Annotated in this window: 12 protein-coding genes; 9 read left to right on the forward strand and 3 right to left on the reverse strand. The window is 64.2% G+C overall.

The window, feature by feature from the left end:
* The first annotated feature begins 1 nt into the window (after position 1).
* The gene (locus tag ACLB6G_RS15275; protein WP_410357054.1) at positions 2–769 is read left to right on the forward strand and encodes an SDR family NAD(P)-dependent oxidoreductase; all 768 of its coding nucleotides are present in this window, start codon (positions 2–4) and stop codon (positions 767–769) included.
* A complete protein-coding gene (locus tag ACLB6G_RS15280; RefSeq protein ID WP_410357055.1) occupies positions 766–1,368 on the forward strand; it encodes a pyridoxamine 5'-phosphate oxidase family protein in 603 nt (200 codons plus the stop codon). The genes ACLB6G_RS15275 and ACLB6G_RS15280 overlap by 4 nt, the downstream gene beginning before the upstream one ends.
* On the opposite strand, the gene ACLB6G_RS15285 is transcribed toward ACLB6G_RS15280, so the two are convergent.
* On the reverse strand, positions 1,369–2,544 hold the full coding sequence (locus tag ACLB6G_RS15285; RefSeq protein ID WP_410357056.1) for a cystathionine beta-lyase: 1,176 nt from the start codon (positions 2,542–2,544) through the stop codon (positions 1,369–1,371).
* A 319-nt stretch (positions 2,545–2,863) separates the two neighbouring features.
* On the opposite strand from ACLB6G_RS15285, the gene ACLB6G_RS15290 reads away from it, so the two are divergent.
* The 5 genes from ACLB6G_RS15290 (at position 2,864) to ACLB6G_RS15310 (ending at position 9,211) form a co-directional block, all read left to right on the forward strand.
* On the forward strand, positions 2,864–3,889 hold the full coding sequence (locus tag ACLB6G_RS15290; protein WP_410357057.1) for an amino acid ABC transporter substrate-binding protein: 1,026 nt from the start codon (positions 2,864–2,866) through the stop codon (positions 3,887–3,889).
* 135 nt (positions 3,890–4,024) lie between these two features.
* The gene (locus tag ACLB6G_RS15295) at positions 4,025–5,215 is read left to right on the forward strand and encodes an amino acid ABC transporter permease (protein WP_410357058.1); all 1,191 of its coding nucleotides are present in this window, start codon (positions 4,025–4,027) and stop codon (positions 5,213–5,215) included.
* 268 nt (positions 5,216–5,483) lie between these two features.
* Positions 5,484–6,641, forward strand: coding sequence for an amino acid ABC transporter permease (locus ACLB6G_RS15300; protein ID WP_410357059.1), 1,158 nt, complete (start codon positions 5,484–5,486; stop codon positions 6,639–6,641).
* Positions 6,642–6,696: 55 nt separating this feature from the next.
* Positions 6,697–7,446: an amino acid ABC transporter ATP-binding protein gene (locus ACLB6G_RS15305; RefSeq protein WP_410357165.1), complete on the forward strand. Its 750-nt coding sequence runs from the start codon at positions 6,697–6,699 to the stop codon at positions 7,444–7,446.
* A gap of 52 nt (positions 7,447–7,498) precedes the next feature.
* A complete protein-coding gene (locus ACLB6G_RS15310; protein ID WP_410357060.1) occupies positions 7,499–9,211 on the forward strand; it encodes a DUF7662 domain-containing protein in 1,713 nt (570 codons plus the stop codon).
* Between the two features lie 43 nt (positions 9,212–9,254).
* Here the strand turns inward: ACLB6G_RS15310 and ACLB6G_RS15315 are convergent, their stop codons facing one another.
* Positions 9,255–10,454 carry an FAD-dependent monooxygenase gene (locus tag ACLB6G_RS15315; protein WP_410357061.1) on the reverse strand — a complete coding sequence of 400 codons (1,200 nt, stop codon included), beginning with the start codon at positions 10,452–10,454 and terminating at the stop codon, positions 9,255–9,257.
* A 25-nt stretch (positions 10,455–10,479) separates the two neighbouring features.
* Positions 10,480–10,725 (reverse strand): zinc-finger domain-containing protein, encoded by a 246-nt coding sequence (locus ACLB6G_RS15320; RefSeq protein ID WP_410357062.1) that lies wholly within the window; start codon positions 10,723–10,725, stop codon positions 10,480–10,482.
* Between the two features lie 178 nt (positions 10,726–10,903).
* Here ACLB6G_RS15320 and ACLB6G_RS15325 point away from each other — a divergent pair, with 178 nt between their 5' ends.
* A complete protein-coding gene (locus ACLB6G_RS15325) occupies positions 10,904–13,108 on the forward strand; it encodes an RNA degradosome polyphosphate kinase (protein ID WP_410357063.1) in 2,205 nt (734 codons plus the stop codon).
* Positions 13,108–14,622: an exopolyphosphatase gene (gene ppx, locus ACLB6G_RS15330; RefSeq protein WP_410357064.1), complete on the forward strand. Its 1,515-nt coding sequence runs from the start codon at positions 13,108–13,110 to the stop codon at positions 14,620–14,622. The genes ACLB6G_RS15325 and ppx overlap by 1 nt, the downstream gene beginning before the upstream one ends.

The raw sequence follows: 14,622 nt of genomic DNA on the forward strand, positions 1-14,622 counted from the left end.
CGTGTATCGCAATCCGTTTTCGCTGGAAGGAAAGGTTGCCGTCATAACCGGCTCGTCGCGCGGCATCGGCAAGGCCATCGCCGAATGCATGGCCGGGCTTGGCGCGAAAGTGGTGGTGTCCAGCCGCAAGGCCGATGCCTGCGAGGAGGCAGCAGCCGGCATCCGGGCCGAAGGCGGAGAGGCGCTCGTCGTGCCTTGCAACATTTCCGACAAGGCGCAGGTGGAAAACCTGATCGCGACGACGGAACGCCATTGGGGCACGCCCGACATTCTCGTCTGCAATGCGGCGGTGAACCCCTATTACGGCCCCTTGACGGACCTGCCGGACGAGGGCTTCGACAAGATTTTCGCCAACAATGTGAAGTCGAACCTGTGGCTGTGCGGCCGCGTGATCCCCGGCATGGCGGAGAAGGGCAAGGGCTCCATCGTCATCATTTCGTCGATCGGCGGCCTGCGCGGCAATGGCGTCATCGGCGCCTACGGCATGTCCAAGGCGGCCGATTTCATCCTGGCGAAAAACCTCGCCGTGGAGCACGGGCCGAGCGGCATCCGCGTCAATTGCGTGGCGCCGGGCCTGGTCAAGACCGATTTTGCCCGCGCCCTGTGGGAAGACGAGAAGGCCATGAAGTTCCGCAATGCCATGACGCCGCTGCGGCGGATCGGCCAGCCCGGCGAGATCGGCCCGGTCGCCGCCTTCCTCGCCTCCGATGCAGCAAGCTTCATCACCGGCGAGACCATCGTCGCCGACGGGGGCGTGACGAGCGCGTGACGAAACCTGCATGGCATGACGATATCGATGCATTCTCGGCCCACTGCCGGCAGGTGCTGGCGGATGCGGCGTCAAAGCCTGACCTGCAGCCGCGCCTGATGCAGGTCGCCACCATTGGTGCCGATGGCGCGCCGCGCCTGCGCACCGTGATGCTGCGCAGCGTCGAGGAAGACGGCTGGCAGATCACCTTTCACACCGACGCGACCAGTTCCAAGGCCGCTGAACTGGCCGCCGACCCGCGCCTCGAAATCCATGTCTGGCGCCAGGATCTGCAATTGATGCTGCGCCTTCGTGGCCGCGCCAGCCTGATCCACCCACCGGACCCGCTTGTCCTGGCCGCTTGGAGGCAACTGGCGGAACATTCCCGCCATGTCTACCGGCTGACCGCACCGCAAGGACAGCCGATTGACGACGCCGGCGCCTACGGACGCCATGAACCGCCTCTGGAGGGCGCCGGCGATCCGGGCCTTGCCCGGTTCACCGTGGTCTCGGTCCGGCTGGACGAGATCGAGGGTGTTTCGCTCGAACCGGCGGGCCACCGCCGCGCCATCTGGCAGGCGCCTGGAAGCGGCCGGCCGGATCGCTGGCTGGTGCCGTGATCAGCCAGTGGCGTTGGCTGCCTCCAGTGCCGCCGAAAGATCGGCCTTCAGGTCGGCCACGTCCTCCAGCCCGATCTGCAGGCGGATCAGCGGACCGCCGTAATCGGAACGGCTGACGGTCCGGTCACCCAGATAAACGTGGACGGCGAGGCTCTCGTGCCCGCCCCAGGAATAGCCGAGGCCGAAGACTTCGAGTGCATCCAGAAAGGCATGTGCCTTCTGCGTGCCGCCGCCGTCGAGCACGATGGAAAACAGGCCGGACGCGCCGCAGAAATCGCGTTTCCAGAGATCGTGGCCGGGAAAGGACGGCAAGGCGGGATGCAGCACCTGCTTCACGCCCGGCTGCCCCTCCAGCCATTCGGCGAGCGCCAGCGCGCTTTCGCCATGGCGCTGCAGGCGGATGCCCATGGTCTTCAATCCGCGCTGCACGAGATAGACGTCATCCGGTCCGGCGCAGGCGCCGAGTGTCAGGAAGCCTTCGTGCAGCCGTTCCCAGCAGGCCTCGTTGGCCGAGACGGTGCCGAGCAGCACGTCGGAATGGCCGCCGGGATATTTCGTCGCAGCATGGACGGAGATATCGACGCCATGGTCGAGCGGCTTGAAGAAGAGCGGGGTCGCCCAGGTATTGTCCATCATGACGATGGCGCCATGCGCGTGGGCCACCGCGCAGATGGCGGGGATGTCCTGCATCTCGAAGGTGTTGGAACCCGGCGATTCGGTCCAGACCACCCTGGTGTTCGCCCTCATCAGCGTTTCGATGTCCGCGCCGAGCTCCGGCGGATAGTATTCCACCTCCACGCCGAGCCGCGCGAGCATGGTATCGGCAAAGCGCCGCGTCGGATTGTAGACCGAATCGACGATCAGCAGGTGGTCGCCGGCCGAGAGGAAGGCCAGCAGCGGCACGGTGACCGCCGCCAGCCCCGAGGGCACGCAAACCGTTCCCGCCGAACCCTCGAGCGCGTCGACCGCTTCGGCCAGCGCGTCCGATGTCGGTGTGCCCCGCGTGCCATAGGTGTAGCGCTGGTTGCGCGAGGCCATTGTCCCGGCATCGGGAAAGAGAACCGTCGAGGCATGCACGACCGGCGGCTGGACGAAACCGTGAAATGCGCGCGGATCGTGGCCCGAATGCGCCAGCCGCGTGTTGATGCCCCTGGGTTTCGTGGTCTCTTTCGTCATTTCCAGTCCCTTTTTCACGGCATGATCTTGCAGAAGGCATAGGCGCCCGACCCGTGCGCCGCAAGTATTTGCTGCCCTGAATGTGTTTCGCGAAATGACGTTGCGTCAGGCCTGTTGCGGGCATGGCGAAAAGCGCCTGCGGTTGCAGACTTTGCTTGACGATGCGCCGAAGAGCGAATTTGATAGCCCTCGCAATGGGAACCGGGCACAGGGGACCATCGGTTTGAATGGCCGGATGGAATGCCGACAACAGGCACGCCGTGGCCGGATCGAAAAACAGGGGCCGGATGAACCGGTCCGCAAACAAGGGGTTTGCCACATGAAGAAAGAACTTCTCACCGGCGTGTTCGGCGCAGCGATGCTCGCCGCCTCCGCCGCTTCCGCGGCCACGCTTGACGACGTCAAGGCCAAGGGTTTCGTGCAGTGCGGCGTGTCCACCGGCCTGGCCGGTTTCTCCGCGCCAAACGACAAGGGTGAATGGTCGGGCCTGGACGTGGACCTGTGCCGCGCCGTCGCCGCCGCCATCTTCGATGACCCGAATGCCGCGAAGTTCTCGCCGCTTTCGGCCAAGGAGCGCTTCACCGCCCTCCAGTCGGGCGAAGTGGACATGCTGCCGCGCAACACCACCTGGACGATCAGCCGCGATACCTCGCTCGGCCTCAACTTCCGAGCCATCAACTACTATGACGGCCAGGGCTTCATGATCAACAAGAAGAACCTGCCCGACATCACCTCCGCCCTGCAGCTTTCCGGCGCCGCTGTCTGCGTGCAGGCCGGCACCACGACCGAGCTGAACCTCGCCGACTATTTCAAGGCGAACAACATGCAGTACAATCCGGTCGTCTTCGAGAAGCTGGAAGAGGTCAACGCGGCCTATGATTCGGGCCGTTGCGACGTGTACACGACCGACCAGTCCGGCCTGTACGGCATCCGCCTGACGCTGAAGAGCCCCGACGATCACATGGTCCTCCCGGAGATCATCTCCAAGGAGCCGCTCGGCCCGGCCGTGCGCCAGGGTGACGACCAGTGGTTCGACATCGTTTCATGGGCTCACTTCGCCATGGTGGCCGCCGAGGAACTGGGTGTGACTTCGGCCAATGTCGAGGAAATGAAGACCTCCGGCAACCCGGACATCCAGCGTCTGCTCGGCACCGAGGAAGGCTCCAAGCTGGGTGAGAACCTCGGCCTGACGAACGACTGGGCCGTGCGCATCATCAAGCATGTCGGCAATTACGGCGAGGCCTTCGAGCGCAATGTCGGCTCCGGCTCGAACCTGAAGATCTCGCGCGGCATCAATGCCCTGTGGACCAAGGGCGGCCTGCAATACGCCCCGCCGATCCGCTAAGGGCGGGCACGCACTCCAACACGGCTTCGGGGCGGCAACCGCCGCCCCGGCCAGCTTCCCGGACCGCCGGGCAAGGCCCCTCACAAGAAACACACCGGGGCCGTTCATAAGACAAGACAAGCTCATGAGGGGATCATGGCTTCTACAGATATCTCGGGCGACCGGGGCAGCAGCGCCGCGTCGTGGTTCTACGATCCGAGGATTCGCGGGATCGTCTATCAGGTCCTGGTTTTCGCGGGGCTTGTGGCATTCGTCTGGTGGATCACCAACAACACGATCGAGAACCTGCAACGGGCGAACATCGCCTCCGGCTATGATTTCCTGAACAGCCGCGCCGGCTTCGACATCGGCCAGACGCCGATCGAATACACGAGCGATTCCACCTATGGCCGCGCCTTCGTGATCGGCATGATCAACACGGTGATCGTCGCCTTCTTCGGCATCCTGACGGCCACCATCGTCGGCTTCCTCATCGGTCTCGGCCGGCTCTCGCACAACTGGCTGATCCGCAAGATCTGCATGGTCTATGTCGAGATCTTCCGCAACATCCCGCCGCTGCTGGTCATCTTCTTCTGGTATTTCGGCGTGTTGTCGGTCCTGCCGCAGCCGCGCGACAGCGTGGACATGCCGTTGGGCTCCTTCCTGAACAATCGCGGCATCTTCCTGCCCAAGGCGGTATGGGGCGAGGGCGCCTGGCTCATCGCGCTGGCCCTGGTCATCGCCATCGTGGGCGCTTTGCTTGTGCGCCGGTGGGCGTGGCAGCGCCAGATGGCGACCGGACAGCCATTCCCGGTGCTCTGGACCGCCATCGGCCTCATCGTCGGCCTGCCGCTACTGGCCTTCGCCGTCACCGGGTTCCCGCTGTCCTGGGACCTGCCCACGCTCGGCCGCTTCAACCTGACCGGCGGCATCCAGATCAAGCCCGAATTCCTCTCGCTCTTCCTGGCCCTGTCCTTCTACACGGCGGCCTTCATCGCCGAGATCGTGCGCGCGGGCATTCTCGGCGTGCCCAGGGGCCAGACCGAGGCGTCCTTTGCGCTGGGCCTTCGCCCGGGGCAGACCTCGCGCCTCGTCATCGTGCCGCAGGCCATGCGCATCGTCATTCCGCCGCTGACGAGCCAGTATCTGAACCTGACCAAGAACTCCTCGCTTGCCATCGCCATCGGCTATCCCGATCTGGTCGCCGTCGGTGGCACGGTGCTCAACCAGACCGGCCAGGCCATCGAGGTCGTGGTGATCTGGATGATCGTCTATCTCGGGCTCAGCCTCGGCACCTCGCTGTTCATGAACTGGTTCAACGCCAAGATGGCCCTGGTCGAGAGGTGATACCAATGGTTCCCCGCTCTGATCCATTTGATGGGCAAGTCCCGGATGATCTGGCAAGGCGGATCGCGCAGGCCGATGTGGGGCATCGGTCAAGCGGTCCAACGCCGCCAGGGCTCCGGGATTGCTCACCGGAGGCCGGGTTTCCGGCCGTTCCAGCCTTGTCGCGCCGCTTGGCCGGGCAACCAGCCCGACCTTCACGTCTCTCCTCGCTGCCTCCAGCCGGAATTCCCGGTCAAATGGACCACAGCGGGAAACCATTGGTATAGCGATGCAGGAACACGACCTCTCCTATGTGCGCATGGAAATGATCAATGCGCGCGCCGCGCCGGTCAGCGAGAAAAGCTGGACGGGCTGGATCCGCAAGAACCTCTTCGCCAACGTGACCGACAGCGCCATGACGCTGATCGCGCTGGCGGCGATCCTCTATTTCCTGCCGCCCATGCTCAACTGGCTGTTCCTTTCGGCCCAGTGGACCGGCGCCGACCGCAGCGTCTGCGCCACCGAGGCCCAGGGCGGCATCCAGCCGAACGACTGGGCGGGTGCCTGCTGGGCCTTTGTCGGCTCCAAGTTCGAGCAGTTCCTGGTCGGCCGCTATCCCATCGAGGAACGCTGGCGCGTCTGGGTCACCGGGCTGACATTCTTCGGCCTGATGGTGCCGCTGCTCATGCCGTCTGTTCCGCGCAAGGGCCTGAACGCGGTGCTTTTCTTCGGCGCCTTCCCGGTCTTCGCCTTCTTCATGCTCTATGGCGGCGTGTTCGGCCTGGAGGTGGTGGAAACGCCGCTGTGGGGCGGGCTGATGGTCACGCTGGTGCTTTCCTTCGTCGGCATCGCCGTCTCCCTGCCTTTCGGCATCGTGCTGGCGCTGGGGCGGCGGTCCAACATGCCGGTGGTGAAAAGCCTGTGCGTCATCTTCATCGAGGTGGTTCGCGGCGTGCCGCTGGTCACCGTTCTGTTCATGGCCTCGGTCATGCTGCCGCTGTTCCTGCCGCAGGGCGTGACCTTCGACAAGCTGTTGCGCGCTCTGATCGGCGTTGCGCTGTTTGCCTCCGCCTACATGGCGGAAGTGGTGCGCGGCGGCCTGCAGGCCATACCGAAGGGCCAGTACGAGGGCGCCGATTCGCTCGGGCTCGGCTATTGGCAGAAGATGAACCTGATCATCCTGCCGCAGGCGCTGAAGCTGGTGATCCCGGGCATCGTCAACACCTTCATCGGCATGTTCAAGGACACGAGCCTCGTCTACATCATCGGCATGTTCGACCTGCTCGGCATCGTGCGCCTGAACTTCGCCGATTCCACCTGGGCATCGGCGCAAACGCCGGCCACGGGCCTCATCTTCGCGGGCTTCGTGTTCTGGATCTTCTGCTTCGGCATGTCCCGCTACTCGATCTTCATGGAACGCCGGCTCGACACCGGCCACAAGCGATAGGAGCCAGCCAATGGCCGACGTTCACTCCGCTGAAGCCACCTCCAGGCCCGCCGGCATGCAGGTCTCGGAAACCGAAGTCGCCGTGGAAATCATCGGCATGCACAAGTGGTATGGCGATTTCCACGTTCTGCGCGACATCAACCTGAAGGTCATGCGCGGCGAGCGCATCGTCATCGCCGGGCCGTCCGGTTCAGGCAAGTCGACCATGATCCGCTGCATCAACCGGCTGGAGGAGCACCAGCAGGGCAAGATCGTCGTCGACGGCATTGAACTCACCAATGACCTGAAGAAGATCGACGAGATCCGCCGCGAGGTGGGCATGGTCTTCCAGCACTTCAACCTGTTCCCGCACCTGACCATCCTGGAGAACTGCACGCTGGCGCCCATCCATGTGCGCAAGATGCCCAAGAAGGAGGCTGAGGAGATCGCGATGCACTACCTGGAGCGCGTCAAGATTCCCGAACAGGCGGCCAAGTATCCGGGGCAATTGTCGGGCGGCCAGCAGCAGCGCGTGGCCATCGCCCGCTCGCTGTGCATGAGCCCGCGCATCATGCTCTTCGACGAGCCGACATCGGCGCTGGACCCGGAGATGATCAAGGAAGTGCTGGACACCATGGTCGGGCTGGCGGAAGAGGGCATGACCATGCTCTGCGTCACCCACGAGATGGGCTTTGCCCGCCAGGTGGCCAACCGCGTCATCTTCATGGACCAGGGCCAGATCGTGGAGCAGAACGCGCCCGACCAGTTCTTCGACAACCCGCAGCACGAGCGCACCAAGCTCTTCCTCAGCCAGATCCTGCACTGAGGGGGCGGTATCGCACGGCCAGGTGAGGCCGGCGCTGTTTGCCGGAAAGGCTATGGAAACCGGTCGCCGGAGAGACATTGAGGCTTTCTATGGTCTCTTGAAAAGCTTGGTTAACAAGCAGCCTCTTCGTCGACTGGGAAACTCTACGGGGCGTGACGGTTGGCCAGATCGTGGAGTCTACTTCTTTTTTGAGAAGGGAGAAACGCGTTGTGACGGGTTCCCGCGCGTCGTTCGCATTGGGACACATGCGCTTCTTGAAGGAAGTTCGTCCACACTCTGGGGGCGACTGGCACAGCATCGCGGTACGTTGATACCGAAGGGAGGCAATCATCGAGGCTCTGTCTTTCGCCTTCTGGTCGGTACAGCGATTGCAGCCAAATATGACGAGCCTGTTCCAAGTTGGGGTGTCGGCAATTCGCCAACGCCTCATCTGCGTGAAGTGGAACGCGCACTGGAAACCGCAGTAAGCGACATTATTGGAGCCATGCAGGTTGCATGGTTAGAAATCCCGGATGATCCGGGGCCGAAATCCCTTCGCGGCTACATTGAACGGAATGCAATCGCGCTTCTTTCCAACTACGGCCGTGAAGCTGTCGATCCACCAAGCGAGGGATGGCTTGGGCACTACAGTAACAGGGGCCGTGTGCGTCAGTCCGGATTATGGAATAGTAATCACGTCGATGAGCAATACGATCCGGAATTCCTGAAAATCATGGCAACTCTGATTGATGGCCAACTTCCTTCGACTTTAGATCCTTCGGATCAGCGAACGATCGTCATGCAATGTGCCAAGTCGAAGATGGACGAGGGTTGGTTTCGAGACGGAAATGGCAATATCCTGAATTTCGTCGCCGATCCGGACAATAGTCCCTCCGTACCTCAATTCCGGGCTGTTCATCCCGATGAAGATGATGGTGCTGGTGAAACATGGCGTTCACGCCTTTTGAAATACAACCAGCACTACACGGCTACAGGAGAAAATCCTTTCGGCTTGCATGCAGCCGGTGCGTTGTACAGAAATCCGGCATACGCTGCCGTTTCGGGATCATTGCCTGCGGAAAATTTCTATATTCTCTCTGCTTGCTGGGGATTGGTCCGCTCGGACTTCTTGATCCCGAACTACAATGTCTCCTTCAGTAGGTCCCAAGGGGTGCCTGCATATGCCGTCCGGTCTGGATTGAAGGGGTGGCAGGACTTCAACATGCTCGACCTGCGTAGCACGCTGCCGCTGATATACGTTGGAGGTCGAAGCTATCTGCAAGCCTTTGCTCTCCTGTCTGGCGGATACAAAGGGCCGAGAATTGCGTATCACAATCTTTCGGAAGTGCCCGAAATTGATGGAATTGAGATGCGCCGTTTCGATACGGCAATCAAGACGAACTGGTACTATCAGCTCGCCCATGAATTGGTTGAAGGGCACGGGAGTCTGCCTCCAGACAGCACCGTACCGATTCGGGAGAGCAGAAAGACACAGAACCGCGCCGAGGAAAAACAAAAGCGAGGATATAGAAAGTATACCGGTCTCTACGAATTCCTGTCCAGTCTCCCGCCTCATCAGAAAACTGTAACGCTGACCTTTGCAGAGATCGAAAAATTGCTGGCTGCCCCGCTACCGCGGTCAGCGCGAACATATGTGGCTGTGTGGTGGGCGAACGGAGGCCACCCGCAGGCGCGTGCATGGCTTGCTGCAGGTTTCAGGAAAGTGAGCCATCACCTGGAGGATACCAGTCATTCCAGTTGGATCCGTTTTGAAAGGGCGGTCTGAAAAGGTGGCGAAATACGCAGCAAGACGCTTCAGGTGAAGCCCCTCACACCTTCCACCCGTACAACCAGTCGAAATCGGCCATCAGCCGTTCCGGCTTGCGCAGCTTGAGAACCGCGTCTCGCGCGAGCGCCACCGGGCCGCGGGCGTGCCAGGTGAAATGGTTGAACGCGCCGCGCTTGACGACCCGCGCCACGCGGGTTTTCCGCTCCGCTTCAAAGCGCGGCAGGGCCACGGCCGGGTCGCCGCCCGCTTCGGCGAGCGCCTTGGCCAGGACGCCGGCATCCTCGATGGCCATGGCCGCGCCCTGCGCCGCGAAGGGCGTGGTCGCATGGGCCGCGTCGCCGATCAGCACCACGGCCTTGCCGTCCTGCCAGGCGCCGGGGCCCACCGCATGCAGCGCCCAGGCCACCCACGGGCCGGCCTCGCGCGCCATGCGGCCGAGCGCCGGCGATGCCTTGTCCATCACGGACACGAAGGGGGCGGGATCGGCGCTCGCCGCCCATTTCTGCCCGTAGTCCTCGCCGCGCATCAGCCCGACAAGGTTGATCCGCCGGCCGGCGCTGATCGGGTAGGCGACGAGATGCACGTCCGGCGCCATGAAGGCGGTCACATGGGCCGGGTCCAGCAGGCCGCCGAGCGATTGTGCCAGGGCGCCATCGGCAGGAATGGTTGCCCGCCAAGCGACGTGCCCGGTGAATGCGCTAGTCCCGGCGCCGGGCACCTGTGCGCGCAGGCGCGACCAGACGCCGTCGGCGGCGACCAGCAGCCCGCCCACGATCTCGTCCACCCGGCCCGCCCGGTCCACCGAGAGCGTGACGCCGCGCGGATGGGTGCAATAGTCGGCCACCGTGGCCCCGGTCGCGATCTCGATGAGCGGTTGCTGGCGCGCCGCGGTGGTCAGCGCCGCGTGCAGGTCGCCCCGGTGGATCACCAGGTAGGGCGCGCCCCAGCGCTGCGCCGCCTTTTCGCCCAGCGGCACCTCGGTCAGCTTGCCCATGGCCTGCCCGCGGCGCAGCACCACGCTTTCCGGCGCCGTGGCTGCCGCCAGCAGCCAGCCGGACACGCCGACGGAGGCCAGCACACGCGTCGCATTGGGGGAAAGCTGCAGGCCCGCGCCCACTTCCGTGAGGTCCGGCGCGCGCTCGAACACGCGCACGGCATGGCCGTCACGCGCCAGGGCCAGCGCCGCGGTCAGCCCGGCAATGCCGGCCCCGGCGATCAGGATCGGTCTGTTGCGGATCATTGCGCCCCCCGCCCGGCAGAGGGGATCAGGCCGCCTTCGGCGTGAAGGTGCAGCCTTCCGGCCTTGTCTCGGACGCCTTCAGGGCGCTGTTGTAGCGGTAAAGCGTGGAGCAATAGGGGCAGACCTTTTCCGCGTCGTCGCCCATGTCGAGATAGACATGCGGATGGTCATAGGGCGGATGGGCGCCCACGCACATGAATTCCTTCACCCCGATCTGGATGGACTTGTGGCCCGCATCGTTCTGGAAATGCGGAATGGAATGTCCGGCCATCTTGCTCTCCGTTGGTGGCGGCGGGCAGGCTCCCGCCTGTCGGCTAGGCTCACGGCGACGTTTGGAACATATGGCCCGCCTTTGCAAGATGGCAGGCGCCTTTCGCCCCATTGTGCGCTGCCCGGAAGCGTGGAATGTAGGAAGGGCGCAAGTGGCAGGCCGAGGGCTTGGAACGCAGATGAACGAACTGACACCGGCAAGGACCGATTTCACCGAGAACGCGGCACAGGCCATGCTGACGCCGGGCGATCCCGAGCGCTTCGTCAACCGCGAATTCTCCTGGCTCCAGTTCAACCGCCGTGTGCTGGAGGAATCGCAGAACGCCAGCCATCCGCTGCTGGAGCGGCTGCGCTTCCTGTCCATCTCGGCAACCAATCTCGACGAGTTCTTCATGGTCCGCGTGGCGGGCCTGGCCGGCCAGGTGCGCGAGAACATCACCGAGCGCTCCGCCGACGGGCGCACGCCGGCCGAGCAGCTCGACCAGATCCTGCTGGAGGTCACCAAGCTGCAGGCCGACCAGCACAAGAGCCTCGCCGGGCTGATGGACCTGCTGCGCGCCGAGAACATCGGTCTGATCCGCGCCGACGGCCTGGCGAGCGACGAGACGGCCTGGCTGGAAGAGCATTTCATGGACGCCGTCTTCCCCGTCTTGACGCCGCTCTCCATCGATCCGGCCCACCCGTTTCCCTTCATCCCCAATCTCGGCTTCTCCATGGTGCTGGCGCTGAAGAACCGGCGCGACGGCGAGGAGATGACGGGCCTGTTGCGCCTGCCCGTGGCGCTCAGCCGCTTCATCCAGTTGCCCGAGCGCGCCGGCGTCACGCGCTTCATCGCGCTGGAGGATGTCGTCGGCCTTTTCATCAGCCGCCTGTTTCCCGGCTACGAGGTGCTGGGTTCCGGCACCTTCCGCATCATCCGCGATTCCGACATCGAGGTGGAGGAGGAGGCCGAAGACCTGGTGCGCCTGTTCGAGACGGCGCTGAAACGGCGCCGCCGCGGCCAGGTGATCCGCATCGAGTTCGACCCCGACATGCCCGAGGGCCTGCGTGATTTCGTCGCCCACGAACTGGGCGTCCAGGGCAACCGCATTTCGGTGCAGGCGGGGCCGCTGGCGCTCAACCACCTGTCGGAGATCGTCTCCCTGCCGCGCGACGAGTTGAAGTTCCAGCCCTACAATCCGCGTTTTCCCGAGCGCATCCGCGAACATGCCGGCGATTGCCTGGCGACCATCCGCGAGAAGGACTTCCTCGTCCACCACCCCTATGAGAGCTTCGACGTGGTGGTGCAGTTCCTGCGCCAGGCGGCCGCCGATCCGGACGTCGTGGCGATCAAGCAGACGCTCTACAGAACCTCCAATGACAGCCCGATCGTGCGCGCCCTCGTGGATGCCGCCGAGGCCGGCAAGTCGGTCACGGCCCTGGTGGAACTGAAGGCCCGCTTCGACGAGGAGGCCAACATCCGCTGGGCCCGCGACCTGGAGCGCGCCGGCGTGCAGGTGGTCTTCGGTTTCATCGAACTGAAGACCCACGCGAAACTCTCGCTGGTGGTGCGCAGGGAAGAGGGCCGCTTGCGCAACTACTGCCATCTGGGCACCGGCAACTATCACCCGATCACCGCGAAGATCTACACCGACCTGTCCTATTTCACCGACGATCCGCAGGTCGCCCGCGACGTGGCTCAGGTGTTCAACTTCATCACCGGCTATGCCGAACCGGCCGACCAGATGAAGCTCGCCTATTCGCCCTATACGCTGCGCCCGCGCATTCTCGGCCATATCCGCGACGAGATCGCCCATGTGAAGGCAGGGCGGCCGGGCCAGATCTGGATGAAGATGAACTCGCTGGTCGATCCCGAGATCATCGACGCGCTCTACGAGGCGAGTGCCGCCGGCGTCGAGATCGATCTGGTCATCCGCGGCATCTGCTGCCTGCGCCCGCAAGTGCCGGGCCTGTCGGACAACATCCGGGTGAAGTCCATCGTCGGGCGCTTCCTGGAACACAGCCGCATCTGGTGCTTCGGCAACGGCGACGGCCTGCCTTCCGACGAGGCCGTCGTCTATTTCGGCTCCGCCGACCTGATGCCGCGCAACCTCGACCGGCGCGTGGAGGTCATCGTGCCGGTGGAGGCCTCCACCGTTCACGAGCAGATCCTCGACCAGATCATGCTGGCAAACATCATGGACAACCAGCAGAGCTTTGAGGTACTGCCCGACGGGACGTCGAGACGGCTCCAGCCCGAGGAAGGGGAGGAACCTTTCAACGCCCAGGAATATTTCATGACCAATCCCAGCCTTTCGGGCCGGGGTGAATCGTTGAAGTCGCATGCGCCGAAGCGGATCGCCCACTTCAGGCGCCGGAAGAAAGACAAGTCTGCCAAGCCGTGATGGACCGCCTGTCCCAGGGTCGTCTCTACGACCGCAAGCCCGTCGCCATCGTCGATATCGGATCGAACTCGGTCCGTCTCGTCATCTATGAAGGCGTGGCGCGTTCCCCCACCGTCCTGTTCAACGAGAAGATGCTGGCGGGTCTTGGCCGCCAGATCGTGTCCACCGGCCTGCTGGACCCGGCCGGCGTGGAGCGCGCGCTTTCCGAGTTCCGCCGCTTTCGGGCGCTGTGCGACCAGGCCGGCGTCGAGGAGGTGCATGTCCTGGCCACGGCCGCGGCGCGCGAGGCCGAAAACGGCCCGGCCTTCATCGAGCGTGCCGGCGAGGTGCTGGGCACGGAAATCCGGGTGCTGTCGGGCCGCGAGGAGGCGCTCTATTCCGCCTATGGCATCATGTCGGGGTTCCACAGGCCCGACGGCATCGTCGGCGACCTTGGCGGCGGATCACTGGAACTGATCGACATCAGCGGCCACGGGACCGGCGACGGCATCACCCTGCCGCTTGGCGGCCTTCGGCTGCAGGAGGTCACCGGCGGCAAGCCGGAAGAAGCCGGCGCCGTCATCGCGGCGCAGATGAAACGGGCGGGCCTCTTGCGGCAAGGCGAGGGCCGGGAATTCTATGCCGTGGGCGGCACATGGCGAAACCTGGCGCGCCTGCACATGATGGAGCGCGATTATCCCCTGCATGTCATGCACCACTACGTGATGGAAACGGACGAATGCGTTCCCTTCCTCATGCAGGTCGCCCGTGGCGACACGGCGGGCATGAAGGGGATCAAGCGCGTCTCCAAGAACCGGCGCGGCCTGCTGCCCTATGGCGCCGCGGTCATGCTGGAAGTCATCCGCGCCATGAAGCCGGCCCGCATCGTCATTTCCGCGACGGGCGTGCGCGAGGGCTATCTCTTCGAGCAATTGCCGGACGAATGGCGCAAGGCCGACCCGCTGCTGACCGCCGCCGACGAACTGGCCATCCTACGGTCACGCTCCGAACGCCATGCCCGCGAACTGGCCGACTGGACCGGCACGGCCTTCGCCGCGCTGGGGCTCGACGAGACGCCGGAGGAACACCGCCTGCGCCGCGCCGCCTGCCTCGTGGCCGACATCGGCTGGCGCGCCCATCCGGAATATCGCGGCACCCAGTCGCTCAACATCATCTCCAACGCCTCCTTCGTCGGCATCGACCATCCCGGCCGCGCCTACCTGGCGCTGGCCAATCTCTACCGTCACGAAGGGCTGATCGATGACGCGGTGGCGCCCGAATTGCTCAAGCTGGCGCCTGCACGCTACATCGAGCGGGCCAAGGCACTGGGTGCGCTGATGCGCGTCGTCTACCTGCTGTCGGCCTCCATGCCGGGCGTCATTCCGCGCCTGTCATGGCGCATCGCCGCGGACGGCGGCCTGCAGCTTGTCATCCCGAAAAGCCATGCGAGCCTTCATGGCGAGCGGCCAATGGCGCGCATGGCGCATCTCGCCCGCTTCACCGGCCGCCAGATCGATCTCGTCGTCGCGGAGTGA

This window comes from Zhengella sedimenti (assembly GCF_046506625.1).
GTDB lineage: Bacteria > Pseudomonadota > Alphaproteobacteria > Rhizobiales > Rhizobiaceae > Zhengella > Zhengella sedimenti.

Coding starts and splice junctions, on each gene's coding strand:
- ACLB6G_RS15290 (WP_410357057.1), top strand. CDS start 2,864: ATGAAGAAAGAACTTCTCACCGGCGTGTTCGGCGCAGCGATGCTCGCC.
- ACLB6G_RS15310 (WP_410357060.1), top strand. CDS start 7,499: ATGGAAACCGGTCGCCGGAGAGACATTGAGGCTTTCTATGGTCTCTTG.
- ACLB6G_RS15320 (WP_410357062.1), bottom strand. CDS start 10,725: ATGGCCGGACATTCCATTCCGCATTTCCAGAACGATGCGGGCCACAAG.
- ACLB6G_RS15325 (WP_410357063.1), top strand. CDS start 10,904: ATGAACGAACTGACACCGGCAAGGACCGATTTCACCGAGAACGCGGCA.
- ACLB6G_RS15295 (WP_410357058.1), top strand. CDS start 4,025: ATGGCTTCTACAGATATCTCGGGCGACCGGGGCAGCAGCGCCGCGTCG.
- ppx (WP_410357064.1), top strand. CDS start 13,108: ATGGACCGCCTGTCCCAGGGTCGTCTCTACGACCGCAAGCCCGTCGCC.
- ACLB6G_RS15315 (WP_410357061.1), bottom strand. CDS start 10,454: ATGATCCGCAACAGACCGATCCTGATCGCCGGGGCCGGCATTGCCGGG.
- ACLB6G_RS15285 (WP_410357056.1), bottom strand. CDS start 2,544: ATGACGAAAGAGACCACGAAACCCAGGGGCATCAACACGCGGCTGGCG.
- ACLB6G_RS15300 (WP_410357059.1), top strand. CDS start 5,484: ATGCAGGAACACGACCTCTCCTATGTGCGCATGGAAATGATCAATGCG.
- ACLB6G_RS15305 (WP_410357165.1), top strand. CDS start 6,697: ATGCAGGTCTCGGAAACCGAAGTCGCCGTGGAAATCATCGGCATGCAC.